The sequence below is a fragment of the Streptomyces sp. E-08 genome, from assembly GCF_049913095.1.
GTDB lineage: Bacteria > Actinomycetota > Actinomycetes > Streptomycetales > Streptomycetaceae > Streptomyces.
Map to the genome: position 1 here is coordinate 4,137,960 of NZ_CP183971.1, position 24,446 is coordinate 4,162,405.

The following is a 24,446-nucleotide window of genomic DNA, read 5'->3' on the forward strand; positions in this document are numbered from 1 at the left end:
CTACTCGTCCCCCTCCAGGTCACCCTCGGTCTCCAGGAACACCTGGCGCAGGGCGGCCAGGGTCTCCGGGTCCGGCTTCTCCCACATGCCCCGCGACTCGGCTTCGAGCAGCCGCTCGGCGATGCCGTGCAGGGCCCACGGGTTGGCCTCCTTGAGGAAGGCCTGGTTCGTCTCGTCGAGGACGTATTCCTGCGTGAGCTTGTCGTACATCCAGTCGGCGACGACACCCGTGGTCGCGTCGTACCCGAAGAGGTAGTCGACGGTCGCCGCCAGCTCGAACGCGCCCTTGTAGCCGTGGCGGCGCATGGCCTCGATCCAGCGCGGGTTGACCACGCGGGCCCGGAAGACCCGGGAGGTCTCCTCGACGAGCGTGCGCGTGCGGACGGTCTCCGGGCGGGTCGAGTCACCGATGTACGCCTCGGGGGCCGTGCCCGTGAGCGCGCGGACGGTCGCGACCATGCCACCGTGGTACTGGAAGTAGTCGTCCGAGTCGGCGATGTCGTGCTCGCGGGTGTCCGTGTTCTTCGCGGCCACCGCGATCCGCTTGTACGCGGTCTCCATCTCGGCGCGCGCCGGGCGGCCTTCGAGCCCCCGCCCGTACGCGTACCCGCCCCACACCGTGTACACCTCGGCCAGGTCGGCGTCCGTGCGCCAGTCCCGCGAGTCGATCAGCTGGAGGATGCCCGCGCCGTACGTGCCCGGCCGCGAGCCGAAGATACGGGTGGTCGCGCGCCGCTCGTCACCGTGCTCGGCGAGGTCGGCCTGCGCGTGCGCCCGGACGTAGTTGTCCTCGGCGGACTCTCCCTCAAGACCCGCCACGAGCCGTACGGCGTCGTCGAGAAGGCCGATGACGTGCGGGAACGCGTCCCGGAAGAAGCCCGAGATGCGCAGCGTCACATCGACGCGCGGACGGCCGAGCTCGGCGAGCGGGATCGGCTCCAGGCCGTTCACCCGGCGCGAGGCCTCGTCCCACAGCGGACGGACGCCGAGCAGGGCGAGGGCCTCGGCGACGTCGTCACCGGCGGTGCGCATCGCGCTCGTGCCCCACAGGGAGAGGCCGACGGAGGTCGGCCACGCGCCGTTGTCGTCGCGGTAGCGGGTGAGCAGCGAGTCGGCGAGCGCCTGCCCGGTCTCCCAGGCGAGCCGGGACGGCACGGCCTTGGGGTCGACGGAGTAGAAGTTGCGGCCGGTCGGCAGGACGTTGACCAGACCCCGGAGCGGGGAGCCGGACGGTCCGGCCGGCACGAAGCCGCCGTTCAGGGCGTGCACGGCGTGCGCCAGCTCGTCGGTGGTGGCGGCCAGGCGCGGCACGACCTGCTCGCAGGCGAAGCGCAGCACGGCGTGCACCTCGGGGCCGTACGCGGCGGCGACCGTCTCGATCGCGTCCACGGACCAGTCCGCCGCCTCCATCGCCTCGACCAGCTCGCGGGCCTTCGCCTCCGCCTCGTCGGCGGTGGTGCGGGTCGCGGCCGACTCGTCCAGGCCGAGGGCCTCGCGCAGACCGGGCAGCGCCTGCGTGCCGCCCCAGATCTGGCGGGCACGCAGGATGGACAGGACCAGGTTGACCCGGGCCTCGCCCTCCGGGGCGCCGCCGAGGACGTGCAGTCCGTCGCGGATCTGGGCGTCCTTGACCTCGCACAGCCAGCCGTCGACGTGCAGCAGGAAGTCGTCGAAGCCGTCGTCCTCCGGGCGCTCCTCCAGACCGAGGTCGTGGTCGAGCTTGGCGGCCTGGATCAGGGTCCAGATCTGGGCGCGGATCGCGGGCAGCTTCGCCGGGTCCATGGAGGAGATCTGCGCGTACTCGTCGAGCAGCTGCTCCAGGCGCGCGATGTCGCCGTACGAGTCGGCGCGGGCCATCGGCGGCACCAGGTGGTCGACGAGGGTCGCGTGCACGCGGCGCTTGGCCTGGGTGCCCTCGCCCGGGTCGTTGACGAGGAACGGGTAGATCAGCGGGATGTCGCCGAGGGCCGCGTCGGGGCCGCAGGCGGCGGACAGGCCGGCGTTCTTGCCGGGCAGCCACTCCAGGTTGCCGTGCTTGCCCAGGTGGACCATGGCGTCGGCGCCGAAGCCGCCGTCCTCGGCGCGGGCGGCGATCCAGCGGTAGGCGGCCAGGTAGTGGTGGGACGGCGGGAGATCGGGGTCGTGGTAGATCGCGATCGGGTTCTCGCCGAAGCCGCGCGGCGGCTGGATGAGGACCAGCAGGTTCCCGCGCCGCAGGGCGGCGAGGACGATGTCGCCCTCCGGGTTGCGGGACCGGTCGAGGAACATCTCGCCGGGCGCCGGGCCCCAGTGCTCCTCGACCTGCTCGCGGAGCTCGGCGGGCAGCGTCGCGTACCAGCGCTTGTAGTCGGCGGCCGGGATGCGGACCGGGTTCTTCGCGAGCTGCTCCTCGGTCAGCCAGTCCTGGTCGTGGCCGCCGGCCTCGATGAGGGCGTAGATCAGCTCGTCGCCGTCGCCGGAGACCAGACCGGGGAGGTCCGCCTCGGGGCCGAAGTCGTAGCCCTCCTCGATGAGGCGGCGGAGCAGGGAGACGGCGGAGGCGGGGGTGTCGAGACCGACCGCGTTGCCGATGCGGGAGTGCTTCGTCGGGTACGCGGAGAGGACGAGCGCCAGCCGCTTCTCGGCGTTCGGGATGTGGCGGAGCCGGGCGTGCCGCACGGCGATCCCGGCGACGCGGGCCGCGCGCTCGGCGTCGGCGACGTACGCGGGCAGACCGTCGGCGTCGATCTCCTTGAAGGAGAACGGGACGGTGATGAGGCGGCCGTCGAACTCGGGCACGGCGACCTGGCTCGCGGCGTCCAGCGGGGACAGGCCCTCGTCGTTCTCCTCCCACGCCGACCGCGAGCCGGTCAGGCAGAGCGCCTGGAGGATCGGCACGTCGAGCGCGGCGAGCGCGCCCGCGTCCCAGGCCTCCTCGTCGCCGCCGGCCTGCGCCTCGGCGGGCTTGGTGCCGCCGGCCGCGAGGACGGTCGTGACGATCGCGTCGGCCGTGCGCAGCGTCTCGACGAGCTCCGCCTCGGGGGCCCGCAGGGACGCCACGTACAGCGGGAGGGCCCGCGCGCCGGCGTCCTCGATCGCCCCGCACAGGGCGTCGACGAAGGCGGTGTTCCCGCTCATGTGGTGGGCGCGGTAGTAGAGCACGGCGATCGTCGGGCCGGTCTCGTTCCTCGCGACCCGGTCGAGCGGGCCCCAGGTGGGGGCGGCGGCCGGGGACTCGAAGCCGTGGCCGGTGAGCAGCACGGTGTCGGAGAGGAAGCGGGCCAGCTGCTCCAGGTTGGCCGGGCCGCCGTGCGCCAGATAGGCGTGCGCCTCGGTGGCGACGCCGACGGGCACGGTGGAGGACCCCATCAGCTGGGCGTCGGGGGCCTGTTCGCCGCTGAGCACGACGACCGGCTTCCCGGTGGCGAGGACCGTGTCCAGGCCCTCCTGCCAGGAGCGGATCCCGCCGAGGAGGCGGACGACGACGAGGTCGACGCCGTCGAGCAGGGCGGGGAGGTCGGCCAGGGGGAGGCGCGAGGGGTTGGCGAAGCGGTACTCGACCGCTCCCTCGGCCTGGGCGGCGTTCGCCGCGCGGGCGCTGAGCAGGTCGGTGTCGGAGTGCGACAGCAGCAGGAGCATGGCGAGCTCAGGCCTTCCTCGGGGTTGTCCGCGCCCCGGGTGGTCAGATGGACGGCGGGAGTTCCTGACTCACCCGCGGGTGCGGGCTCACAGTGGCGGGACCGCGCCGGATTCTCACCGGGCTTCCTCCCCGGGGTCCTGGGACCCCATGCCGATCTGCATCCTAGATCGTGGCGTGGGCGGGCCCCAGGGAGCGGCGGGGTCGACCGGATCACACCCGGTGGTCGGGCGGTTCCCCGTGGGTATGCTCGCCGCCATGCCGCCCACCCCACCCCCGGCGTCCGAACCGGGCGAACCTCGCGTACGGGACCGTGGCGACGCCTGCCCCGGGGCGCTGCGCCTGCACCCCGCCGACGACGGACGCCTGGCCCGACTGCGCCTGCCCGCAGGGCGCCTGACGGCTCGTCAGGCCGAGGTTCTGGCGCACGCGGCCGAGACCCTCGGCGACGGGCGGATCAGCATCACCTCACGCGGCAACGCGGAGCTGCGCGGCCTCGCCGAGGACTGCGGGGCGCGGCTCGCCTCCCTCCTGGCCGGGGCGGGCCTGCTGCCCTCCCCCACCCACGAGCGCGTCCGCAACATCGTGGCCTCGCCCGGCGCGGGACTCGACGGACTCGGCCACTCGGACGTGCAGTTGTGGGCCCGCGCCCTGGACACCGCCCTGTGCGCCGAACCCCGGGCGGCGTCCCTTTCCGGACGGTTCCTGTTCGTCCTGGACGACGGGCGCGGAGACGTCGCCGGGCTCGGCGGCGATGTGAGCTTGATCGCAGGACGGGACGGATCCGTCCGGCTGCTCCTCGGCTCCCGGGCCTTCCTCCTCGCCGCCGCCGACGCCGTCCGGGCCGCCCTCGCCGCCGCCCTCGCGTTCCTCGACGCGGCCGAGGCCGCGGGCAACGGGGCCTGGCGCCCGCACGAGCTGCCCGACGCGCACGTACCCGACTGGGCCGGGGCGCTCGCGAGGGCCGGGATCACGGCGGAGCCCGTACCCGTACCGCCGCTCCCCGTGTCCCCGCCGCCCGCGCCCGGGCCGCTCGGCGACCGCGCCCTGCACGTCCTCGCCCCGCTCGGCCGGCTGACCGCCACCCAGCTGCGGGCCCTGCTGCCCGCCGCCGAGGTCCGGCTCACGCCCTGGCGCGGCGCGGTCGTGGTGACCGACCCCGCCAGGCTCCCCGCCCTGGAACCGTACGGCCTGGTCACCCGGCCCGGCCTGCCTTCCGTCGGGGTCAGCGCCTGCACCGGACGCCCTGGCTGCGCCAAGTCCCTCGCCGACGTCCGGACGGACGCCGGCCTGGTCCGCCACGGAGGCCTGCCCGTCCACTACTCCGGGTGCGAGCGCCGCTGCGGCCACCCGCGCGGCACCTGGGTCGACGTCCTCGCCACCGGCGACGACAGCTACCTGGTGGACGGCGTCCCCACCCCCCGTACCGCCCTGCCCGAAGCAGTGACCAAGGCCCGCACGACGAGATGAGCGAGAGCACCAGGATGTTCGACTACGAGAAGGACGGGACGGAGATCTACCGCCGGTCCTTTGCCACGATCCGCGCCGAGGCGGACCTCGCGGACCTGCCCGCCGACGTCGCCCAGGTGGCGGTCCGGATGATCCACGCCTGCGGCATGACCGACCTCGTGCAGGACATCGCGTACTCCCCGCGGGTCGTCGCGAACGCCCGCGAGGCCCTCCGCGCGGGCGCGCCGATCCTCTGCGACGCCCAGATGGTCGCCAGCGGCGTCACCCGCAAGCGGCTGCCCGCCGACAACGAGGTGCTCTGCGCGCTCTCCGACCCGGCCGTCCCCGCCCTCGCCGCCGAGCTCGGCACCACCCGCTCCGCCGCCGCCCTCGAACTGTGGCGGGACCGCCTCGAAGGCTCCGTCGTCGCCATCGGCAACGCCCCCACCGCCCTCTTCCACCTCCTGGAGATGATCGCGAAGGGCGCCGGGAAGCCCGCCGCCGTCCTCGGCATCCCCGTCGGCTTCATCGGCGCCGCCGAGTCCAAGGACGCCCTGGCCGAGAACACCCTCGGCCTCGACTACCTGGTCGTACGGGGCCGGCGCGGCGGCAGCGCGATGACGGCCGCCGCGATCAACGCCCTCGCCCACGAAGCGGAGATCCAGGCATGAGCACCGTGACCGGAAAGCTGTACGGCGTCGGGCTCGGCCCCGGCGACCCGGACCTGATGACGGTCGCCGCCGTGAAGGCCATCGCCGCGGCCGACGTCATCGCCTACCACTCGGCCCGCCACGGCCGCTCGATAGCCCGTTCCATCGCCGCCGAGCACATCCGCGAGGACCACATCGAGGAGCGGCTCGTGTACCCGCTCACGGTGGAGACCACGGACCACCCGGGCGGCTACCGGGGCGCCCTGAACGACTTCTACGAGGAGGCCGCGGCCCGCCTCGCCGCCCACCTCGACGCCGGCCGCACCGTCGCCGTCCTCGCCGAGGGCGACCCGCTCTTCTACGGCTCGTACCAGCACATGCACAAGCGGCTCGCCGACCGCTACGACACGACCGTCCTCCCCGGCGTCACCTCGGTCAGCGCCGCCGCCGCCCGCCTCGGCGAGCCGCTGTGCGAGGCGGAGGAGGTCCTCACGATCATCCCCGGCACCCTGCCGGAGGACGAGCTGACGGCCCGCCTCGCGGGCACCGACTCGGCGGTCGTGATGAAGCTGGGCCGCACTTTCCCGACCGTGCGGCGGGCCCTGGAGCGGGCCGGCCGGCTGGACGACGCCCGCTATGTGGAGCGCGCGTTCATGACGGGCGAGCGCACGGAGAAGCTGACGGACGTGGACCCCGGGTCCGTCCCGTACTTCTCCGTCGCGGTCCTCCCCTCCCGCATCGGCCAGGAGCCTCCCCTACGGGAGACCGGCGAGGTCACCGTCGTCGGCACCGGCCCCGCCGGGGCGCCCTGGCTGACCCCCGAGTCGCGCGGCGCGCTCGTCAACGCCGACGTCCTCGTCGGCTACACGACGTACCTCGACCGGGTCCCCGTCCTGCGCCCCGGGCAGATCCGGCACGGCTCCGACAACAAGGTCGAGTCCGAGCGCGCCGAGTTCGCCCTCGACCTGGCCCGCCGCGGCCGGAAGGTCGCGGTCGTCTCCGGCGGCGACCCGGGCGTCTTCGCGATGGCGACCGCGGTCCTGGAGGTCGCCTGCGCACCGGAGTACGCGGACGTGCCCGTACGGGTACTCCCCGGGGTGACCGCGGCGAACGCGGCCGCCGCCGCGGCGGGCGCCCCCCTCGGCCACGACTACGCGACGATCTCCCTCTCCGACCGGCTCAAGCCGTGGGACGTCATCGAGGCCCGGCTCCGCGCGGCCGCGGGCGCGGACCTCGTCATCGCCCTCTACAACCCGGGCTCGAAGTCCCGCACCCACCAGGTGGCCGCCGCCCGCGACCTCCTCCTGGAACTCCGCGCCCCGGAAACCCCGGTGGTCGTCGCCCGCGACGTCGGCGGCCCGGAGCAGTCGGTCCGGATCCTGACCCTGAAGACCCTGGACCCCTCCGAGGTCGACATGCGCACGCTCCTCCTGATCGGCTCCTCGCAGACCCGGACGGCCGAACGGGGCGACGGCCGCACGATCACGTGGACGCCGCGGCGCTACGGCTGAGGGCTGAGACCCGAGAGGGGGCGGGGGCGGGACCCGAACCGGGTCGAGGTGACCGAACTCGGCCCGCCCGTCACCGCGTAGCCACCCACGCGGCGGCCTCCTCCGGGGAGGCCGCCGTCCGCACGCCCTCCGGGACCGGGGGGCGGCGGACCACCACCACCGGGAGGCCCGCCTCGCGGGCCGCGGTCAGTTTCGGGGCCGTCGCCGCGCCGCCGCTGTCCTTCGTGACCACGACGTCGACGCGGTGGTGGCGCATGAGCTCCCGCTCGCCGTCCAGGGTGAAGGGGCCCCGGTCCAGGAGCAGCTCGGTGCGGGCGGGCCCGGGGGTGTCCGGGGCGTCCACCGAGCGGACCAGGAACCACTGCGGGCAGGCCGCGAACGCCGCCAGGCCCATGCGGCCCGTCGTCAGGAACACCCGGTCGCCCAGGCCGTCCAGCGTCCGGGCCGCCTCCTCCAGGGACGCCACCGGCCGCCAGTCGTCGCCGTCCACCGGGACCCAGCCGGGACGACGCAGCGCCAGCAGGGGAACATGGGCGGTGGCGGCCGCCCGGGCCGCGTTGAAGCTGATCCGCTCGGCGAAGGGATGGGTGGCGTCGATGACCGCGTCCACGGCGTGCCCCGCCATCCACTCCACGAGCCCGTCGACGCCGCCGAACCCGCCGATCCGGACCTCCCCGGCCGGCAGCCGGGGGCTCGCCACCCGCCCCGCGAGGGAGCTGGTGACCCGCACCTTCCCGTGCAGCAGTCCGGCGAGGGCGCGGGCCTCGGTGGTCCCGCCGAGAATGAGTACGTGCACAGGAGCCTCTTCGTGACTTCAGGCGGCGGGCGTGAGGCCCAACTCAAGCACACCGGCCTCCGCCCGGGCTGGACGACCGGTGCCTGCGCGACGGCGGCCACCACCGCCGCGTACACCGCGCTGCTGACCGGCGACTTCCCCGACCCGGTGACGATCACCCTCCCGAAGGGCCAGACGCCGTCCTTCGCGCTGACCGCCGAGTCCCTGTCGGGCGGCTCCGCCATGGCCGCCGTCGTCAAGGACGCCGGCGACGACCCGGACGTCACCCACGGCGCCGTGATCCGCTCGACGGTCCGGCTGCTTCCGCCCGGCTCCGGCGTCGTCTTCCGCGCGGGCGAGGGCGTCGGCACGGTCACCCTCCCGGGCCTCCCCCTGGACGTCGGCGAGCCGGCGATCAACCCCGTCCCCCGGCAGCTGATGCGCGAGCACGTGGCGCAGGTCGCCGCCCGCCACGGAGGCACCGGCGACGTCGAGATCACCGTCTCCGTCGACAACGGCGCCGAGATCGCCCGCTCGACCTGGAACCCCCGCATCGGCATCCTCGGCGGCCTGTCGATCCTCGGCACGACCGGCGTCGTCGTCCCGTACTCCTGCTCCGCCTGGATCGACTCCATCCGCCGGGGCGTCGACGTGGCCCGCGCGGGCGGCCTCACCCACGTGGCGGGCTGCACGGGTTCGACGTCGGAGCGCACGGTCGGGGAGATCTACGACCTCCCCGAGATCGCCCTCCTGGACATGGGCGACTTCGCGGGCGCCGTCCTCAAGTACATCCGCCGCCATCCCGTCGACCGGCTCACGATCTGCGGCGGCTTCGCCAAACTCTCCAAGCTGGCGGCCGGCCACCTGGACCTCCACTCGGCCCGCTCCCAGGTCGACAAGGCCTTCCTCGCCGGCCTGGCCCGCACGGGCGGCGCCCCGGAGGCCCTCGCGGCCGAGATCACCGCCGCGAACACGGGTCTCGCCGCCCTCCGCCTCTGCGAGGCCGCCGCCGTCCCCCTGGGCGACCTGGTCGCCACCCGGGCCCGCGACGAGGCCCTCGCGGTGCTGCGGGGCGCCCCGGTCGCGGTGGACGTGATCTGCATCGACCGCGCGGGGACGGTCGTGGGGCGGTCCTCGGTGGCGGGACCGTAATCCGCGCGACAGCCTCGCGGCCGCTCGCCGAGAATCCCGGGATGACCGACTTCTCGCACAAACCCACGCTCACCGGTGACCTGGTGGTCCTCCGGCCCGTCACCGGGGCGGACGTGCCCGCGCTGCTGCCGCTGTTCGAGGACGCGGAGGTCACGCGGCTGACCGGGAGCCACACGCGGTTCGACGAAGCGGCGCTGGTGAAGTGGTACGGCTCGCGGGGCGCGCAGGACGACCGGCTCGACCTCGCCGTGGTCGAGCGGGCCACCGGCCGGGTCGTCGGCGAGGCCGTCCTCCTCGCATGGGACCCCGACAACGAGAGCTGCGCCTTCCGGATCGCCTTCGTCCCGGACGCCGTCGGCCGGGGCCTGGGCACGGAGGCGACCCGGCTGATCGTCGGCCACGGCTTCGAGGCGCTCGGCCTGTACCGGATCTGGCTGGAGGTGTACGCCTTCAACCCCCGCGCCCGCCGCGCCTACGAGAAGGCCGGCTTCCGGGCGGAGGGCGTCCTGCGGGGCGCCCTGCTGTGGGAGGGGGAACGGGTGGACGCGACGGTGATGTCGGCGCTGGCGCCGGAGTGGGCCGAGGCCGCCGTCAGACCTTGACGACGACGATCCGGTCGGGGACCAGCCTCTCCAGGTCGTCGACGTCGGACGTGAACACCGTGACCTCGCCGGTCTGCTGTCGCGCCACGACGGCCAGCACGGCGTCGATGGCGTACTTGTGTCCGTGCAGTGCGGCGTCGGCGAGGAGGCGGCGGGCCTGGCGGGCCTCCTCCTTGCCGATGTCCGCCACTCGGACACGGGAGAGCACCCAGTCCCAGCGGTGCTCGGTCGTCCGCCCGTCGTGGGCCTCGACGAGAGTCAGGGGGGACGTCACCACGTCGGCCTCCCCCCGGGCGGCCATGGCGAGGCGGACCATCATGGCGCGGTCGCCCCGTACCGCGAGCGACAGCGCCTCACCGTCCAGGACGAAGACCTGGAGGGGCCGTTCCGTCCGGCGCGTCACGCGGCCTCACCCGCGCGCGGCTCCCGGGCTCGCCGACGGCGTTCGTGCTCGGCGTGGAGTTCGTCCATCTCGGCGCGGCCGGCGGCCAGCTCCTCCTCCGTGAGCGGGCCGTACTCCTCCTCCAGCCAGTCGACGAGTTCCCGGAGCCGGTCGCGGTCGCGCCGCAGGCGCAGCGCCTCCGAGACGTACGCCGAAAGCCCCTGGTCGCCGGCCTCGGCGCGGACCTCCTCCAGGAGGTCCTCCGGGATCGTCACTGTCACCTTCTTCGTGGCCATACTCGCGACCATACTCCCCGCACCAGGCCCCATACCGGTTTTCGGCACGCTCCGACCCGGATGCGCGTCCCCCCTCCCGTGCCTAGGCTCGACTCCGCAGGAGTCCCCGACGACAAGGAGGAATTCCCATGGCGAAGCGCGGCAACAAGAAGCGGGCCCGCAAGAAGAAGAAGGCGAACCACGGCAAGCGGCCCAACGCCTGATCGTGATGCTGACGGAGGCCGGACCCGTGTGGGGGTCCGGCCTCCGGGCCGTCAGCAGGTGTGGCGGTCCCGCGCCGGGTCGTACAGGTGGCTGTCCCGGAACTCCGACGCCGCCAGCGTGCGGCCCACCAGGATCACCGCCGTCTTCGTGATGCCCGCCGCCTTCGTCTGCTCCGCGATGTCGTCGAGCGTGCCGCGCAGGATCACCTCGTCCGGCCGGCTCGCCATCGCGACGACCGCCGCCGGGCAGTCCGCGCCGTAGTGCGGGACGAGCTCGCCGACGACCCGGTCGACGTACCGCGCGGCGAGGTGGAGGACGAGCAGGGCGCCGCTGCGGCCGAGGGTCGCGAGGTCCTCGCCCTGCGGCATCGGGGTGGCCTGCTGGGCGATGCGGGTGAGGATCACCGTCTGGCCGACCGTCGGGACCGTCAGCTCCCGCTTGAGCGCCGCCGCGGCCGCCGCGAACGCCGGGACGCCCGGCACGACCTCGTACGGGATGCCGGCCGCGTCCAGGCGCCGCATCTGTTCCGCGACCGCGCTGAACACCGACGGGTCGCCGGAGTGCAGCCGGGCCACGTCCTGGCCGGCCGCGTGGGCGGCGGTGATCTCGGCGACGATCTGGTCCAGGTCCAGCTGCGCCGTGTCGACGAGCTTCGCGTCCGGCGGGCACTCGGCGAGGAGTTCGGTGGGGACGAGGGAGCCGGCGTAGAGGCAGACCCCGCAGCGCGCGAGGGTCCGCGCGCCGCGCACGGTGATGAGGTCGGCCGCGCCGGGGCCCGCGCCGATGAAGTAGACGGTCATTCCTCTGTACAACCCTTCGTTACGGACCATTGCGTGACGGGCATGGCCTGGCGCCAGCCGGTGAAGCCGCCCACGGGCACGGCGGTGGCGACGGCGAGCCGGACCAGTTCGCCGCCGTGGCGGCGGTAGCGGTCGGCGAGCAGCGCCTCGGATTCCAGCGTCACGGTGTTGGCGACGAGCCGGCCGCCGGGCGGCAGGGCGTCCCAGCAGGTGTCGAGCAGTCCGGGGGCGGTGAGTCCGCCGCCGATGAAGATCGCGTCGGGGGCGGGCAGGCCGGTGAGGGCGGCGGGCGCGGGGCCGGTGACGACCTCCAGGCCCGGGACGCCCAGGGTGTCGGCGTTGCGGGCGATGCGGGCGGCCCGCTCCGGGGACTTCTCGACCGCGATCGCCCGGCAGGAGCGGTGGGTCCGCATCCATTCGACGCCGATGGAGCCGGAGCCGCCGCCGACGTCCCAGAGCAGTTCGCCGGGGGCGGGGGCGAGCGCGGCGAGGGTGGCGGCGCGCACGTACCGCTTGGTGAGCTGGCCGTCGTGCTCGTACGCCTCGTCGGGGAGTCCGGGTGCGGCGCCGAGCCGGAGGGCGCCGGGGTCGCGCGCGCAGTCGAGGGCGAGGACGTTCAGGGGCTCGGTGCGGTCGTGGGGCCAGTCGGCGGCGGTCCCGTCGAGGAGCCGCTCGGCGGGGCCGCCGAGCTGTTCGAGGACGCGGATCCGGGTGCCGCCCCAGCCGGTCGCGCGCAGCAGCTCCGCGACCCGCGCGGCCGTGCCGGGGCCCTCGCTGAGGACGAGGAGGCGGCGGCCGTCGTGGAGGGCGGCGGAGAGCGCGGCGAGCGGCCGGGCCACGAGGGAGACGGTCTCGACGGCTTCCAGGGGCCAGCCGAGGCGGGCGCAGGCGTACGAGACGGAGGAAGGGTGCGGGTGGACGCGGAGGCGCTCGGGGCCGGCGGTCTCCGCCAGCGTGCGGGCGATGCCGTAGAAGCTCGGGTCGCCGCTGGCGAGGACGGCGATCGCGCGGCCCTCGTGGGCGGCGAGCAGTCCGGGGACGGCGGGGCGGAGGGGCGAGGGCCAGGTGATCCGCTCGCCGGCGCAGTCGGCGGCGGGCAGGAGGCCCAGCTGGCGGGGGGCGCCGATGAGGACCCCGGCGTCGCGCAGGACACGGCGGGAGCTCTCGGGGAGCCCGTCCCAGCCGTCCGCGCCGATTCCGACGACCGACACCACCGATATCGCAGCGTTCACGTCGGGGACTCTACGTGAGCCCTGGTCGGGCCCTACTTCTGGGCGTTCTGGCCGACGTAGAAGAGCAGCCAGACGAAGCCGGCGAAGGCGTGGGTGGCGAAGACGTACACGAAGACGCGGAGCATCACGCCCCGCTCCTTCCACCGTTCGTCGTCGTGCGCCGCCTTGTCGGTCATGCGGTCCAGGGTACGGGCCGGGTCGGGGCGGGGCCGGAATGGGGACGGGGTCGGAATAGGGAGGGGGGTCGCGCCGTTGGAGCAGATAGTTTAAGCTTCAACCACTAAACGGAAACGCGAGAGGTGAGCACGATGCAGTTCGGGATCTTCACCGTCGGCGACGTGACGACCGACCCCACCACCGGCCGCACCCCCACGGAGCACGAGCGCATCAAGGACACCGTCGCCATCGCGCTCAAGGCCGAGGAGGTCGGGCTCGACGTCTTCGCGACCGGCGAGCACCACAACCCGCCGTTCGTGCCGTCCTCCCCGACGACCCTCCTCGGGCACATAGCCGCCCGCACGGAGAACCTGATCCTCTCCACCTCCACCACCCTCATCACCACCAACGACCCGGTGAAGATCGCCGAGGACTACGCGACCCTCCAGCACCTCGCCGACGGCCGCGTGGACCTCATGATGGGCCGCGGCAACACCGGCCCGGTCTACCCGTGGTTCGGTCAGGACATCCGCCAGGGCATCCCGCTCGCCATCGAGAACTACGCGCTCCTCCACAAGCTGTGGAGGGAGGACGTGGTTGACTGGGAGGGCAAGTTCCGCACCGCCCTCCAGGGCTTCACGTCCACCCCGCGCCCGCTCGACGGCGTCCCGCCGTTCGTCTGGCACGGCTCCATCCGCTCCCCCGAGATCGCCGAACAGGCCGCCTACTACGGCGACGGCTTCTTCGCGAACCACATCTTCTGGCCCAAGCAGCACACCGAGAAGATGGTCCGGCTCTACCGGCAGCGGTACGCCCACTACGGCCACGGCACCCCCGAGCAGGCCATCGTCGGCCTCGGCGGGCAGGTCTTCCTCCGCAAGAACTCGCAGGACGCGGTACGGGAGTTCCGCCCGTACTTCGACAACGCACCGGTCTACGGCCACGGCCCCTCCCTGGAGGAGTTCAGCCGCGAGACCCCGCTGACCGTCGGCTCCCCGCAGGAGGTCATCGAACGCACCCTGTCCTTCCGCGAGTACGTCGGCGACTACCAGCGCCAGCTCTTCCTGGTCGACCACGCCGGACTGCCCCTCAAGACCGTCCTGGAGCAGCTCGACATCCTCGGCGAGGAGGTCATCCCGGTGCTGCGCAAGGAGTTCGCGAACCTGCGCCCCGCCGGCGTACCGGAGACCGCCCCGCTCCACCCCGCCGTCCTCGCGTCCCAGGAGGTCTGACGTCATGCAGACGCTGAAGATCGTCGCCGTCTCCGCCGGACTCAGCGCGCCCTCGTCCACCCGGCTGCTCGCCGACCGCCTGCTCCAGGCGGCCCGGTACCGGCTGGCCGAGCAGGAGTACGCCGTCGACGTCCAGGTGGTCGAACTGCGCGACCTGGCCGTCGACATCGCGAAGAACTTCGTCACGGGCTTCCCGTCGGCCGCGCTCCAGGAGGCCATCGACACCGTGACCGGCGCGGACGGCGTCATCGCCGTCACCCCCGTCTTCACGGCCTCCTACAGCGGTCTCTTCAAGTCCTTCTTCGACCTGATCGACCCGGCCGCGCTCACCGGGACCCCCGTCCTCGTCGGCGCGACCGGCGGCACCGCCCGCCACTCGCTCGTCCTCGACCACGCCCTGCGGCCGCTCTTCGCCTACCTGCGGGCCCTCGTCGTCCCCACCGCGGTCTACGCGGCCTCGGAGGACTGGGGCTCCGGCGGCGACGAGTACACCGACGGGCTGCCGGCCCGGATCACCCGTGCGGGCCAGGAGTTCGCGGACACGGTCGCGGCGCGGCCCGCCCGCCGGGAGGACGACGACGAGATCGTCCCGTTCGAGAAGCAGTTGGCCGACCTGCGCCTGGACTGATCACTTTTGTTACGTTGTGGGGGAGCCCCGGGAGGCCCGGCCTCCCGGGTACCCGACAGCGAAACGGAGGTCGGTCGATGGCCGGCGGCAGGATCGTAGTGGGCGTGGACGGATCGGAACCGGCCCTGAAGGCGCTGGCATGGGCGGCCGCGCAGGCCGCCCTCACCGGGGACTCGCTGGAGGCGGTGATCAGCTGGGAGTACCCGGCGGTCTGGGCGAGCGTGCTGCCGGGCGTCCCCCTGCAGTTCGACCCCGAGCAGCTCGCCGGGCAGATCCTCGACCAGGCGCTGGACGCCACCCTCACCCCGGAGGCGGCCGCCGGCACCACCCGCACGGTGGTCGGCGGCAACGCGGCCCAGGCCCTCGTCGACGCGGCCGAGGGCGCCGAGCTGCTCGTCGTCGGCGACCGCGGCTACAGCGGCTTCAAGGCAGCGGTCCTGGGCTCGGTCTCCTCCCACGTCGCCCAGCACGCGCCGTGCCCGGTGGTCGTCGTGCGGGGCGGGACGGAGAGCGACGGACCGGCTCCCGGCGCATGATGCCCCCATGGACATCAAGCTCGAACTGATCGGCGTGCCCGTCACCGACATCGACCGGGCCAAGGCCTTCTACGAACGGGTCGGCTTCCACGCCGACCACGACATCACCGTCAGCGAGGAGATCCGCTTCGTCCAGCTCACACCGCCCGGCTCCGCCTGCTCCATCGCCCTCGGCAAGGGCATCACGGAGATGACGCCGGGCTCGCTGGACAACATGCAGGTGGTGGTCGCCGACATCGAGGCGGCGCACGCGGACCTTCGGGGGCGCGGGATCGAGGTCACGGAGATCGACGACCAGCCGTGGGGCTCCTTCGTGTACTTCCAGGACCCGGACGGCAACCGCTGGTCGGTCCAGCAGACGACGCCCCGCACCGCGGGGTGACCCCACGCGGCCGTGGGCGGCCGCCCCGCGGGAGCGGGGCGGCCGCCCACGGTCGGCGTGATCAGTACGGAGCCGGGTGACCGGCCCCGTCCTCGTGTGTGTAGAAGAGGTAGTACGCGGCGCCACCGGCCACCGCGCCACTCATCAGCCCCAGTCCGCTCGACGAGAAGATGCTCGCGCCGGACAGGCTGTAGAGGAAGCCGACGGCGATGCCGACCAGCGCGGCCCAGGCCGCGGCGCGCAGCTCGCGCGGGAGGACGCGGCCGTGGTGCCGGAGCATGTAGATGCCGACGGCGAGGACGGCGGCGGAGATGAGGCCGAGCCAGAACTGCCCCCACGTGACGGGACCGCCCTGGCGGGCGACCGTCGACGTGTAGAGGCCGTAGAGGACACCGATCGTGACCGGCGTTCCCCAGCCATACATGCTGATCCGGTGCCCGGTGGGCGCCGCTGCGTGTGCGGCCATGACTGGAGCTCCCGTCTGTCGCCCCCCTGGTTCCCGGTCCCGCACCCTCCAGGGCACACCCGTGAACGGCGGCCCGCAAGTGGATCAGCCGGCGGGCCGTACGGCGACGGCGTCGATCTCGAAGAGCATGCCCGGGAGGGCGAGCGACTTCGAGGCCCTCACGGCCCCTCCTCCGCCACCGCCGCCAGCCGGGCCAGTGCCTCGTCGAGGACCGCGCGGGGCGGTGACGCGAGGCCCAGCCTGATGGCGTCGGGGGCCGTGCCGGGGCCCACCGCGAAGGCGCTGCCCGGGGTGACCGCCACGCCCGCGCGTGCGGCGGCCGCTGCCGTGAACGTCTCCGCGCGCCAGGGCGCGGGCAGCTCCCACCAGCAGTAGTACGCGTGCGGGGAGGTCCGGAGCGTGTGTCCGGCGAGCCGGCGCAGGAGCAGGGCGTGCCGGGCCCGGGTGTCCGCCCGCTTGGCGGCGACGGCCTCGGCGACCGTGCCGTCCCCGGTCCAGCGGGTGGCGGCGGCGAGCGCGAGTCCGCCGGCGGTCCAGGCGCCGGAGCGCAGGGCGTCGGCCGCCGCCGTACGGAGCCTCGGCGGCGTCACGAGGTAGCCGACGGTCAGCCCCGGGGCGAGCCGCTTGGAGAGGCTGTCGACCAGGAGGACCCGCTCGGGCGCGTGCGCGGCGAGCGGCGCGGGCGCGTCGGGGAGGAGGAAGGCCCAGGTGGTGTCCTCGACGGCCGTCAGGTCCAGGCGGCGGAGCAGCTCGGCGAGTTCGGCCCGGCGTCGCTCCCCGGTGGTCGTGGAGAGCGGGTTGTGCAGGGTGGGCTGGAGGTAGACGGCGGCGAGGGGCGCGGTCCGGTGGGCGGACTCCAGGGCGTCCGGGCGTACCCCTTCCGCGTCGAGGGCGAGCGGGACGAGCCGGATGCCGAGGCGTTCGGCGACCGCCTTGACCAGCGGGTACGTGAGCGCTTCGACGCCCAGGCGGCCGCCGGGCGGCACGAGGGCGGAGAGCGCGGCGGCGATGGCCTGGCGGCCGTTCCCGGCGAAGAGGACGCCGTCGGGGTCCGGCGCCCAGCCGGGCCGGGCCAGCACGGCCACCGCCGCCTCCCGGGCCTCGGCCGTACCGGTCGCGGCGGCCGGCCGGGAGACGGCCTCGGCGAGCACGTCGGGCCGGGCGAGGGCCGTGAGCGCGCGGGCCATCAGCTCCGACTGACCGTCGGTCACCGGGTAGTTGAGCTGGAGGTCGACGGGTGCGGCGCCGGTCGCCTCGGCGAGCGCGGGCCCGGGCAGCGGGGGAGCGGCCCGGACGAAGGTGCCGCGCCCGACCTCGCCGACGACCAGGCCGCGGCGGGCCAGCTCCCCGTACACCCGGATCGCCGTCGAGTTCGCGATCCCGTGGCGGCGGGCGAAGATCCGCTGCGGCGGCAGCCGGTCGCCGGGCCGCAGCCGCCCGTCCCGTACGGCCGCCTCGACCCGGTCCGCGATCCTGCGGTACTCGTCCACCGGAGACCTCCCCCACCCCATTGCACCGAGAGCAAAGATCTTATTGCACCGAGTAGTTGCGGCTGCCTAGCCTGCCGTCATGCGCTCCACCGACACCCCCGCCACCCGCCTCCACTTCGAGGACCGGGGCAGCGGCCCCGCGCTCCTCCTCGTCCACGGCCACCCCTTCGACCACACCATGTGGCAGCCCCAGATCGACCTCTTCTCGCTCACGCACCGGGTCATCGCACCCGACCTGCGCGGCTACGGCACCACCCCGCTCGGCGCGACGCCCGAGATCACCGGCCTCGGCGACTTCGCCGAGGACCTCGTCGGCCTCCTCGACCACCTGGAGATCGAGGACTGCGTCCTCGCCGGGCTCTCCATGGGCGGGCAGATCGCCATGGAGCTCGTCCGCCGCCACCCCGAGCGCGTCCGGGGCCTCGTCCTCGCCGACACCTTCCCCGCCGCCGAGACCGAGGAGGGCAGGGCCGCGCGGAACGCCATGGCCGACCGGCTGCTCAAGGAGGGCATGCGGGGGTACGCCGACGAGGTCCTGGACCGGATGGTCGCCCCGTACAACGCGCACGCCGCGCCGCACGTCCACCGCATGATGTGCGCCACCGACCCGGTCGCCGCGGCCGCCGCCCTGCGCGGCCGGGCCGAGCGCCCCGACTACCGCGCGACGCTCGCCGCCCTCGCGGTCCCCGCGCTCGTCGTCGTCGGCCGGGACGACACGTACACCCCGGTCGCGGACGCGGAGGAGATGCACGCCCTGCTCCCGCACTCCACGCTCATCGTGATCGAACGGGCCGCGCACCTGCCCAACCTGGAACGGCCCGAGGAGTTCGACGCGGCCCTCGACGCCTTCCTCCGCTCACTCGTTCGGCCCAGCTGAAAGTTCGGAATCGTACGAACGCTCCGACGATGGGGCCATGAGCCAGAACAGCGCACCTCCCCAGCAGAACAGCACCTCCGGCGAGTGGGCCGCCGGCGGCACCCTCTTCGCCGGCGTCCTCATGCTGGTCACCGGCTTCATGGACGTCTTCCAGGGCATCGCAGGCATCGCCGAGGACGACATCTACACCCGCGTCGGCGACTACGTCTTCAAGTTCAACCTCACCACCTGGGGCTGGATCCACCTGATCCTCGGCATCGTCGTCGCCATCGCCGGCTTCGGGATCCTCAGGGGCGCCGAGTGGGGCCGGATCGCCGGCATCTGCCTGGCCTCCCTCAACGTCCTCTTCCAGTTCCTCTTCCTGCCCTACCAGCCGTGGTGGGCGCTCTTCTCCATGGCCGTCTCGATCTTCGTGATCTGGGCGCTGGCCACGGACGAGGCGTACGGCTCCGGCGAGAAGTACCGAGGCGCGGCCGGATGAGACGCCGCACGACCGCGACCGCCCTCGCCGCCACCACCCTGCTCCTCGCCCTCACCGGCTGCGACGCCGCCAAGGACACGGCCGGCGACATCGTCTCCTCCGCCACGGCGGCCGTCGCCTCGGCCGCCCAGGAGAAGATGAACGAGGTCAAGGACGGGGTGAACGCCGGCGGCGACGTCAGCGCCGGCCCCACCGGCACCGACGGGGACCGCACGGTCGCCACAATCACCGCGACCAACCCCAAGGACGACAACGCCGACTACACGATCATGGTCGACTTCCGTGACGCGGACGGCAACCTGCTCGACGCCGTCGTCCTGAACATCGACGGCGTCGAGCCGGGGAAGTCCAAGACCGGTACGGCACGCAGCAACCGGACCCTCTCGGGCACACCGAAGGCGGAGATCGCACAGGCCCTGCGACACTGAGGCGCGTGGACGAACCGCCGTTCCTGAAGCCCGGGCGCCGCCTCGGCGCCTGGGCCGCGGGGCTGCTCCTGGCCGTCACCGCGGTCGTCACCGGCTGCCGCCTCCTGGACACCGACGCGATCACACCCGTCCCTCAGCTCCTCTCCTTCCTCCCCTGGCTCACCGTCCCCGCCGGGCTCGCTGTGCTGCTCGCCGCGTACGCCCGCCACCGCGCCCTGTCCCTCCTCGCCGTGGCCGTCCTCGCCGCCACGCTGTGGACGCTCCAGCCGTACGGGCCCGACGCCACCACCGCGCGCGGACCGGTCGTCGCCCCCGTCCGCGTCCTCTCCGCCAACGTCGAATTCGGCCGGGCGACCCAGGCGTTGATCGCCGTGATCCGGCGCGAACGTCCCCAGCTCGTGTACGTCTCCGAGTGCGACCGCGCGTGCGGACGCGCCGTCACCGGCGCCTTCGCCGCCGAACTCCCCCACCACGCCTCCGTCGACGCCGACGGGTCCGCCGGCTCCGTCCTCCTCAGCGCCTACCCCCTGCGCGACGAGGACACCGTCCCGGCGGCCATGGGCATGCCCGGCGCCACCGCCGGGATCGGCGGGCGCTCCGTCCGCGTCCGGCTCGCCCACCCGCTGCCTCCGCTGCCGGGCCGGGTGCACCGGTGGAAACAGGAACTGGGCAGGGTGCGGGACGTCGCGGCCCGGGACGCCCCCGGCCCCCTGATCCTCGCCGGGGACTTCAACGCCTCCCAGGACCACGCCGCCTTCCGCGCCGTCCTCGACGCGGGCCGGCTCCACGACGCCGCCCGCCTCGCGGGAGCCGCCCGCACCCCCACGTGGCCCACGGACGGCCCCCTCCCCCCGTACGTCCAGATCGACCACGTCCTGGTCAGCGACGACTTCACCGTCCGGGGCGTCCGCTTCCCCGGCCTCGCCGGCACCGACCACCGGGCCGTCCTCGCCGATCTCGACCTGCACACCGGGCGCTGATCCGCCACGCTGGAAGGCATGGACAACGAGGAGATCCTGGACGACATCGGCGCCCTCGTCGAGGAGGAACGCTCCCTGCGGCAGCGCGCGGGCACCGGCGGCCTCCCGCCCGAGGAGCGCGCCCGTCTCGCCGACCTCGAAGTGCGCCTCGACCAGTGCTGGGACCTGCTGCGGCAGCGGCGGGCGAAGGCGGAGTTCGGGGAGGACCCGGACGAGGCCGCCCTCCGCCCACCCTCGGAGGTCGAGTCCTACCGCAACTGACCGCCCCCGTCGCGGACAGGCGTTCCGCGCGGGGCGCCGCGGGGCAAGAGCGTGGGCCCGCAACAGGCGGGGCGCCCGCGCGTCGTACGTTGGGCGTATGGCACGCCCCGTAGGACCCGTACGGATCACCCCGCCCGCCTGGCTCACCGCAGGTCTCAAGCCCGCGCCCACGCCCATCCCCTGGGCCGCCGTCGTCCGCGCGTCCCTCGCCCTCTCCGTGCCCCTCGCCGTCGGACTCGCGGCCGGCCGGCCCGCGTACGGGGCGCTCGTCTCCATGGGCGCGCTCTCCGGTGTCATCGGCGACACCGCCGACGCCTACCGGATGCGGGTCTACAACATCGCCGTGCCGCAGCTGTTCGGCGCCCTCGGCGTCACCCTCGGGACCCTCGTCTTCGGGCAGGGCTGGATCGCGGTCGCCGCACTCACCGTCGTCGCCCTGGTCTCCGGGATGATCTCCTCGATCGGCGCGGTCGCCTCGGTCTCCGGGCTGCTCCTGCTCCTCAACGCGGTCGTCGGCGCCGGCCTCCCCATGCCCGACCCCTGGTGGATGGCGCCCGCGCTCCTCACCCTCGGCGGCCTGTTCGTCCTCGTCCTCACCCTCCTCGGCTGGCCGATGCGCCGCGCCGCCCCCGAGCGTGAGGCCGTCGCCGCGACCTACCGCACCGTCGCCGAGCTGTACGAGGCCACCGGCACCGCCGCGTACGACGAGAAGCGGCAGGCCGTCACCGCCTCCCTCAACCAGTCGTACGACCTCGTCCTCGCCCGCCGCGCCCGCCAGCACGGCCGCGCCCCCTCCCTGGTCCGCGTCCTCGCCCAGCTCAACGTCGTCATCCCGCTCGTCGAGGCCGCGCCCGCCGCCCATCTGCGCGCCCGGCTCGTCGGCCCGCTGTCCCCGGCGATCCCGGCGGGCGTCCGGGACCTGGCGGACGCCGTCGAGGAGGGCCGCACCGGCGACCCCGACCTGGACCTTCCCGTGCCCGAACGGCCCGCCGAGAAGGCCGTGGACCACGCCCTGCGACACGCGGCGGCCGTCGTCCACAAGTCCGACCCCGACCCGTACAACGTCGACGACCGGCTCGGCCGCCCCGCCGCGCTCCGCGTCCGCGTCCGCCGTGCCACCCGCGCCGTCCTGTTCTCCGAGGCGTCCTGGCGGTACGGCCTGCGGCTCGCGCTCTGCATCGGACTCGCCCAGGCCCTGGTCTCGCTGATCGCCGTGCCCCGCTCGTACTGGGTCGCGCTCACGGTCACGTTCGTCATGAAGCCCGACTTCGGCTCGGTGTTCTCCCGGGCCGTGCTCCGCGCCGCCGGCACCGCCGCCGGGCTCGTCCTCGCCGCGCTCGTCCTCTCCCAGGTGCCGCGCGGCTGGTGGGACGTGCCGGTGATGGTCGTCCTCGCGGCCCTGATCCCCGCCTTCTCCGCGAAGGGGTACGCCTTCCAGACCGCGGCCATCACCCCGGTGATCCTGCTGCTCTCCGACACCCTCAACCACCAGGGCTTCGACCTCGTCCTGCCCCGCCTGTACGACTCGCTCATCGGCTGCGGGATCGCCCTGGTCGCCGGCTATCTGCTGTGGCCCGAGTCCTGGCACGCCCGGATCGGGGACCGGCTCGCGGACGCGGTCGCCGACACCGCCGCGTACGTGGAGCGGGCCTTCGGCGCCCAGGAGGACCACAGCGGCCGGCTGCGGGCCCGCCGCAAGCTGTACCGGGACCTGTCGACCGTCCGTTCCGAGTTCCAGCGGGCCCTGACCGAACCGCCGCCGACCGGCACCCGGGCCGCGGCCTGGTGGCCGCTCGTCGTCGCCGTGGAGCGGATCGTGGACGCGACGACCGCGGCCCGGATCCGGGTCGACCACGGGGCTCCCGCGCCCGATCCGGCGGAGGCCGACGCCGTGCGGCGGGAGCTGCGGGAGCTCGCGGACGGGCTGCGTGCCAGCGAGACGCTCGTGGAGGTCCGCGCGGAGCTCCCCGGCGACGAGAGCGGAGTCCTGGCTCCGCTCCGTCAGGAGGTCGCCGCGGCCCGCGCGATCGCCGGTCCCGACCTGCGGTAAACCTCGCTCAGGGGGCGTACGGGAGTACTTACCGGCGGTCACGGAACGGAACCTTCCCCGCCGCCGTTACCGGAAGCCACCCGGGCGACTACGATGCGCTCGATTCACCGTGATCCGCGCCCGCCGCCGTCGGCAACCGACCCGGCGGACGGGCCACTTCGCCCTGCCCCCCAGCCCCGCCCCCAGCCCCACGTCCAGCCCGCTCTCCAGCCCCACCTGAAGCACCGCCCGCGGCCCCACCGCCGCACCACCCCGCACCACCCGCACCGCCCCGCCTCAGCCCCCCGCGCCCCCGAGGACCCGCCATGCGCACCACCACGAACCGAGGGCTCCAGCCCAACGTCCTCGGCACCTTCGACACGATCGTGATGGCCGTCGCCGGCAGCGCCCCCGCCTATTCGCTGGCCGCGACCACCGCCGTCCTCTTCGGCGCGGTCGGCCTCGCCGGGCCCGGCGCCCTGCTCTACTGCGCGATACCGATGCTCGGGATCGTCCTCGCGTACGCCCGCCTCGGCCGCATCGACGTCAACGCCGGCGCCGGATACTCCTGGGTGGGCCGCACCCTCCACCCCTTCCTCGGCTTCCTCTCCGGCTGGGCGCTCGTCTTCGCCGCCACCGTGTTCATGGTGGCCGGTTCGCTGCCCGCCGGCTCCCTCACGCTCTCCCTGATCGACCCGGACCTCGCCGCGCACACCCCGCTCGCGGCGGCCGTCGGCGCCGGCTGGTTCCTGATGATGCTGCTCGTCGTCCTCGGCGGAGCCCGCCTCACCGTACGGGCGCAACTCGTGATGTCCGGCGTCGAGATGCTCATCCTGCTCGGCTTCGTCCTGGCCGCCGTCGCGCACCGGGGCCGGGCCACCGCCTTCGACTGGTCCTGGTTCGCCCTCGACCGCTTCGACGGACCCCAGGGCTTCGCCGCCGGGGCGCTCATCGCCGCGTTCTACTACTGGGGCTGGGACGTCACCAGCAACCTCAGCGAGGAGACCCGGAACAGCCGCCGCACCGCGGGCCTCGCCGCGCTCGTCGGCGTCGGCTTCGTCTTCCTCCTCTTCGAGGCCTTCACCGTCGCCGTCAACGTCCTGCTGAGCGCCGAGGAGATCCGCGCCGCAGGACCCAACGTCCTCGCCGTCCTCGGCCAGGAGATCTGGCCCGGCGTCGGCGGCAAACTGCTCGTCGTGGCCGTCATCCTGTCCACCGTCGCCACCCTGGAGACCACCCTCCTCCAGGTCACCCGCTCGCTCTTCGCGATGGGCCGCGACCGGACCCTGCCCGCCGCCCTCGGCCTCGTGCACCGCCGCTGGAACACCCCGTGGGTCGCGATCGCCGCCGTCGGCGGCGCCGCCCTCCTCATGTTCTGCGCGGCCGCGGCCGCCGGCTCCGTGCAGCAGCTCCTCAGCGACGCCGTGTCCGCGATCGGCCTCCAGATCGCCTTCTACTACGGCCTCGCGGGCATCGCCGCCGTCGTCGCGTACAAGGCGGTCCTGTTCCGCTCCGTACGGAACCTGCTCCTCGGCGGCCTCTGGCCGCTGCTCGGCTCCGCCTTCATGCTCTGGGCCTTCGTCGAATCGCTCAGCGTCCTGTCCACGACCGCCGTCACCATCGGCCTCGGCGGACTGCTCCTCGGCGTGGTCCCGCTGGTCGTGTACTGGCGCAAGGGCAGCGACTACTACCGCCCGGCCCGCCTGGACGCGGTCCGCGCGCTCGCGGCGGCCGAGGGCTCGGGCCCCGCTACGCGCGCGCGTACGGGAACCAGCGACAAGAGCTACGCAACGGATTTCTGACGCCCCCTCTCTTCTCCACCGAGCGACTT

General features: G+C 74.1%; 26 protein-coding genes and 1 riboswitch. Of the genes, 17 read left to right on the forward strand and 9 right to left on the reverse strand.

Translation table 11 applies throughout. From position 1 onward, the window contains the following. The gene (cobN, locus tag ACN9MM_RS18950) at window positions 1-3,618 is read right to left on the reverse strand and encodes a cobaltochelatase subunit CobN (RefSeq protein ID WP_426364734.1); all 3,618 of its coding nucleotides are present in this window, start codon (window positions 3,616-3,618) and stop codon (window positions 1-3) included. A gap of 39 nt (window positions 3,619-3,657) precedes the next feature. Beyond that, window positions 3,658-3,789: riboswitch (cobalamin riboswitch) on the reverse strand. A gap of 73 nt (window positions 3,790-3,862) precedes the next feature. On the opposite strand from cobN, the gene ACN9MM_RS18955 reads away from it, so the two are divergent. The 3 genes from ACN9MM_RS18955 to ACN9MM_RS18965 are packed head-to-tail and all read left to right on the forward strand — an operon-like array spanning window position 3,863 to window position 7,226. Further along, complete coding sequence (locus ACN9MM_RS18955) at window positions 3,863-5,086, forward strand: cobalamin biosynthesis protein CobG (protein ID WP_426368773.1); 1,224 nt, start codon at window positions 3,863-3,865, stop codon at window positions 5,084-5,086. After that, window positions 5,083-5,736, forward strand: a complete 654-nt coding sequence (locus ACN9MM_RS18960) for a precorrin-8X methylmutase (protein WP_382862076.1) — start codon at window positions 5,083-5,085, stop codon at window positions 5,734-5,736. Before ACN9MM_RS18955 ends, ACN9MM_RS18960 begins: the two co-directional genes overlap by 4 nt. Then, on the forward strand, window positions 5,733-7,226 hold the full coding sequence (locus ACN9MM_RS18965; protein WP_426364735.1) for a precorrin-2 C(20)-methyltransferase: 1,494 nt from the start codon (window positions 5,733-5,735) through the stop codon (window positions 7,224-7,226). Before ACN9MM_RS18960 ends, ACN9MM_RS18965 begins: the two co-directional genes overlap by 4 nt. A 70-nt stretch (window positions 7,227-7,296) precedes the next feature. Here ACN9MM_RS18965 and ACN9MM_RS18970 read toward each other — a convergent pair whose 3' ends face one another. Beyond that, window positions 7,297-8,022 carry a cobalt-precorrin-6A reductase gene (locus tag ACN9MM_RS18970; RefSeq protein ID WP_426364736.1) on the reverse strand — a complete coding sequence of 242 codons (726 nt, stop codon included), beginning with the start codon at window positions 8,020-8,022 and terminating at the stop codon, window positions 7,297-7,299. A gap of 12 nt (window positions 8,023-8,034) precedes the next feature. On the opposite strand from ACN9MM_RS18970, the gene ACN9MM_RS18975 reads away from it, so the two are divergent. Next, on the forward strand, window positions 8,035-9,153 hold the full coding sequence (locus ACN9MM_RS18975; RefSeq protein ID WP_426364737.1) for a cobalt-precorrin-5B (C(1))-methyltransferase: 1,119 nt from the start codon (window positions 8,035-8,037) through the stop codon (window positions 9,151-9,153). A gap of 41 nt (window positions 9,154-9,194) precedes the next feature. Continuing rightward, on the forward strand, window positions 9,195-9,755 hold the full coding sequence (locus tag ACN9MM_RS18980) for a GNAT family N-acetyltransferase (protein ID WP_426364738.1): 561 nt from the start codon (window positions 9,195-9,197) through the stop codon (window positions 9,753-9,755). Here ACN9MM_RS18980 and ACN9MM_RS18985 read toward each other — a convergent pair. Together ACN9MM_RS18985 and ACN9MM_RS18990 are read right to left on the reverse strand one after the other, a co-directional pair. Next, window positions 9,745-10,158 (reverse strand): hypothetical protein, encoded by a 414-nt coding sequence (locus tag ACN9MM_RS18985; RefSeq protein WP_426364739.1) that lies wholly within the window; start codon window positions 10,156-10,158, stop codon window positions 9,745-9,747. The genes ACN9MM_RS18980 and ACN9MM_RS18985 overlap by 11 nt on opposite strands. Continuing rightward, window positions 10,155-10,433, reverse strand: a complete 279-nt coding sequence (locus tag ACN9MM_RS18990; RefSeq protein ID WP_426364740.1) for a CopG family transcriptional regulator — start codon at window positions 10,431-10,433, stop codon at window positions 10,155-10,157. The genes ACN9MM_RS18985 and ACN9MM_RS18990 overlap by 4 nt, the downstream gene beginning before the upstream one ends. Window positions 10,434-10,561: 128 nt before the next feature. Here ACN9MM_RS18990 and ACN9MM_RS18995 point away from each other — a divergent pair, with 128 nt between their 5' ends. Beyond that, entirely contained in the window at window positions 10,562-10,636 is a 75-nt protein-coding gene (locus ACN9MM_RS18995; RefSeq protein ID WP_099895366.1) for a 50S ribosomal protein bL37, read from the forward strand. A gap of 51 nt (window positions 10,637-10,687) precedes the next feature. Here ACN9MM_RS18995 and cobM read toward each other — a convergent pair whose 3' ends face one another. From cobM to ACN9MM_RS19010, 3 genes are read right to left on the reverse strand one after another with little or no spacing between them, the layout of a single operon-like run. Further along, the gene (gene cobM / locus ACN9MM_RS19000) at window positions 10,688-11,437 is read right to left on the reverse strand and encodes a precorrin-4 C(11)-methyltransferase (RefSeq protein ID WP_426364741.1); all 750 of its coding nucleotides are present in this window, start codon (window positions 11,435-11,437) and stop codon (window positions 10,688-10,690) included. Next, window positions 11,434-12,669 (reverse strand): precorrin-6y C5,15-methyltransferase (decarboxylating) subunit CbiE, encoded by a 1,236-nt coding sequence (gene cbiE, locus ACN9MM_RS19005; protein WP_426364742.1) that lies wholly within the window; start codon window positions 12,667-12,669, stop codon window positions 11,434-11,436. Before cbiE ends, cobM begins: the two co-directional genes overlap by 4 nt. 32 nt (window positions 12,670-12,701) lie before the next feature. Beyond that, window positions 12,702-12,845: a DUF6126 family protein gene (locus ACN9MM_RS19010; protein ID WP_426364743.1), complete on the reverse strand. Its 144-nt coding sequence runs from the start codon at window positions 12,843-12,845 to the stop codon at window positions 12,702-12,704. A gap of 132 nt (window positions 12,846-12,977) precedes the next feature. Here ACN9MM_RS19010 and ACN9MM_RS19015 point away from each other — a divergent pair, with 132 nt between their 5' ends. From ACN9MM_RS19015 to ACN9MM_RS19030, 4 genes are all read left to right on the forward strand, one after another. Beyond that, window positions 12,978-14,057 carry an LLM class flavin-dependent oxidoreductase gene (locus ACN9MM_RS19015; protein ID WP_426368774.1) on the forward strand — a complete coding sequence of 360 codons (1,080 nt, stop codon included), beginning with the start codon at window positions 12,978-12,980 and terminating at the stop codon, window positions 14,055-14,057. 4 nt (window positions 14,058-14,061) lie between these two features. Beyond that, window positions 14,062-14,685 carry an FMN reductase gene (locus ACN9MM_RS19020; protein ID WP_426364744.1) on the forward strand — a complete coding sequence of 208 codons (624 nt, stop codon included), beginning with the start codon at window positions 14,062-14,064 and terminating at the stop codon, window positions 14,683-14,685. Between the two features lie 77 nt (window positions 14,686-14,762). Beyond that, complete coding sequence (locus ACN9MM_RS19025; protein WP_426364745.1) at window positions 14,763-15,221, forward strand: universal stress protein; 459 nt, start codon at window positions 14,763-14,765, stop codon at window positions 15,219-15,221. 7 nt (window positions 15,222-15,228) lie between these two features. After that, entirely contained in the window at window positions 15,229-15,603 is a 375-nt protein-coding gene (locus tag ACN9MM_RS19030; RefSeq protein ID WP_426364746.1) for a VOC family protein, read from the forward strand. A gap of 61 nt (window positions 15,604-15,664) precedes the next feature. Here ACN9MM_RS19030 and ACN9MM_RS19035 read toward each other — a convergent pair whose 3' ends face one another. Beyond that, window positions 15,665-16,069 carry a hypothetical protein gene (locus ACN9MM_RS19035; protein ID WP_426364747.1) on the reverse strand — a complete coding sequence of 135 codons (405 nt, stop codon included), beginning with the start codon at window positions 16,067-16,069 and terminating at the stop codon, window positions 15,665-15,667. A 158-nt stretch (window positions 16,070-16,227) separates the two neighbouring features. Beyond that, the gene (locus ACN9MM_RS19040) at window positions 16,228-17,559 is read right to left on the reverse strand and encodes a PLP-dependent aminotransferase family protein (RefSeq protein WP_426364748.1); all 1,332 of its coding nucleotides are present in this window, start codon (window positions 17,557-17,559) and stop codon (window positions 16,228-16,230) included. Window positions 17,560-17,638: 79 nt separating this feature from the next. Between ACN9MM_RS19040 and ACN9MM_RS19045 the strand changes: the two genes are divergently transcribed. From ACN9MM_RS19045 to ACN9MM_RS19075, 7 genes are all read left to right on the forward strand, one after another. Continuing rightward, window positions 17,639-18,436: an alpha/beta fold hydrolase gene (locus tag ACN9MM_RS19045; protein ID WP_426364749.1), complete on the forward strand. Its 798-nt coding sequence runs from the start codon at window positions 17,639-17,641 to the stop codon at window positions 18,434-18,436. A 37-nt stretch (window positions 18,437-18,473) separates the two neighbouring features. Beyond that, a complete protein-coding gene (locus tag ACN9MM_RS19050; RefSeq protein ID WP_426364750.1) occupies window positions 18,474-18,917 on the forward strand; it encodes a DUF7144 family membrane protein in 444 nt (147 codons plus the stop codon). After that, window positions 18,914-19,345: a hypothetical protein gene (locus ACN9MM_RS19055; RefSeq protein WP_426364751.1), complete on the forward strand. Its 432-nt coding sequence runs from the start codon at window positions 18,914-18,916 to the stop codon at window positions 19,343-19,345. Before ACN9MM_RS19050 ends, ACN9MM_RS19055 begins: the two co-directional genes overlap by 4 nt. Window positions 19,346-19,350: 5 nt before the next feature. Continuing rightward, window positions 19,351-20,325, forward strand: a complete 975-nt coding sequence (locus ACN9MM_RS19060) for an endonuclease/exonuclease/phosphatase family protein (protein ID WP_426364752.1) — start codon at window positions 19,351-19,353, stop codon at window positions 20,323-20,325. Window positions 20,326-20,343: 18 nt separating this feature from the next. Then, window positions 20,344-20,586 (forward strand): DUF2630 family protein, encoded by a 243-nt coding sequence (locus ACN9MM_RS19065; protein ID WP_383661180.1) that lies wholly within the window; start codon window positions 20,344-20,346, stop codon window positions 20,584-20,586. A 97-nt stretch (window positions 20,587-20,683) separates the two neighbouring features. Next, window positions 20,684-22,636: an FUSC family protein gene (locus ACN9MM_RS19070; protein ID WP_426364753.1), complete on the forward strand. Its 1,953-nt coding sequence runs from the start codon at window positions 20,684-20,686 to the stop codon at window positions 22,634-22,636. Window positions 22,637-22,941: 305 nt separating this feature from the next. After that, the gene (locus ACN9MM_RS19075) at window positions 22,942-24,417 is read left to right on the forward strand and encodes an APC family permease (RefSeq protein WP_426364754.1); all 1,476 of its coding nucleotides are present in this window, start codon (window positions 22,942-22,944) and stop codon (window positions 24,415-24,417) included. Window positions 24,418-24,446: the final 29 nt, after the last annotated feature.

Coding starts and splice junctions, on each gene's coding strand:
- ACN9MM_RS19025 (WP_426364745.1), top strand. CDS start 14,763: ATGGCCGGCGGCAGGATCGTAGTGGGCGTGGACGGATCGGAACCGGCC.
- ACN9MM_RS18955 (WP_426368773.1), top strand. CDS start 3,863: ATGCTCGCCGCCATGCCGCCCACCCCACCCCCGGCGTCCGAACCGGGC.
- ACN9MM_RS18960 (WP_382862076.1), top strand. CDS start 5,083: ATGAGCGAGAGCACCAGGATGTTCGACTACGAGAAGGACGGGACGGAG.
- ACN9MM_RS19065 (WP_383661180.1), top strand. CDS start 20,344: ATGGACAACGAGGAGATCCTGGACGACATCGGCGCCCTCGTCGAGGAG.
- ACN9MM_RS18965 (WP_426364735.1), top strand. CDS start 5,733: ATGAGCACCGTGACCGGAAAGCTGTACGGCGTCGGGCTCGGCCCCGGC.
- ACN9MM_RS18980 (WP_426364738.1), top strand. CDS start 9,195: ATGACCGACTTCTCGCACAAACCCACGCTCACCGGTGACCTGGTGGTC.
- ACN9MM_RS19010 (WP_426364743.1), bottom strand. CDS start 12,845: ATGACCGACAAGGCGGCGCACGACGACGAACGGTGGAAGGAGCGGGGC.
- ACN9MM_RS19045 (WP_426364749.1), top strand. CDS start 17,639: ATGCGCTCCACCGACACCCCCGCCACCCGCCTCCACTTCGAGGACCGG.
- ACN9MM_RS19055 (WP_426364751.1), top strand. CDS start 18,914: ATGAGACGCCGCACGACCGCGACCGCCCTCGCCGCCACCACCCTGCTC.
- ACN9MM_RS18990 (WP_426364740.1), bottom strand. CDS start 10,433: ATGGCCACGAAGAAGGTGACAGTGACGATCCCGGAGGACCTCCTGGAG.
- ACN9MM_RS19050 (WP_426364750.1), top strand. CDS start 18,474: ATGAGCCAGAACAGCGCACCTCCCCAGCAGAACAGCACCTCCGGCGAG.
- ACN9MM_RS19075 (WP_426364754.1), top strand. CDS start 22,942: ATGCGCACCACCACGAACCGAGGGCTCCAGCCCAACGTCCTCGGCACC.
- ACN9MM_RS19035 (WP_426364747.1), bottom strand. CDS start 16,069: ATGGCCGCACACGCAGCGGCGCCCACCGGGCACCGGATCAGCATGTAT.
- ACN9MM_RS19015 (WP_426368774.1), top strand. CDS start 12,978: ATGCAGTTCGGGATCTTCACCGTCGGCGACGTGACGACCGACCCCACC.
- ACN9MM_RS19070 (WP_426364753.1), top strand. CDS start 20,684: ATGGCACGCCCCGTAGGACCCGTACGGATCACCCCGCCCGCCTGGCTC.
- cobN (WP_426364734.1), bottom strand. CDS start 3,618: ATGCTCCTGCTGCTGTCGCACTCCGACACCGACCTGCTCAGCGCCCGC.
- ACN9MM_RS19030 (WP_426364746.1), top strand. CDS start 15,229: ATGGACATCAAGCTCGAACTGATCGGCGTGCCCGTCACCGACATCGAC.
- ACN9MM_RS19020 (WP_426364744.1), top strand. CDS start 14,062: ATGCAGACGCTGAAGATCGTCGCCGTCTCCGCCGGACTCAGCGCGCCC.
- cobM (WP_426364741.1), bottom strand. CDS start 11,437: ATGACCGTCTACTTCATCGGCGCGGGCCCCGGCGCGGCCGACCTCATC.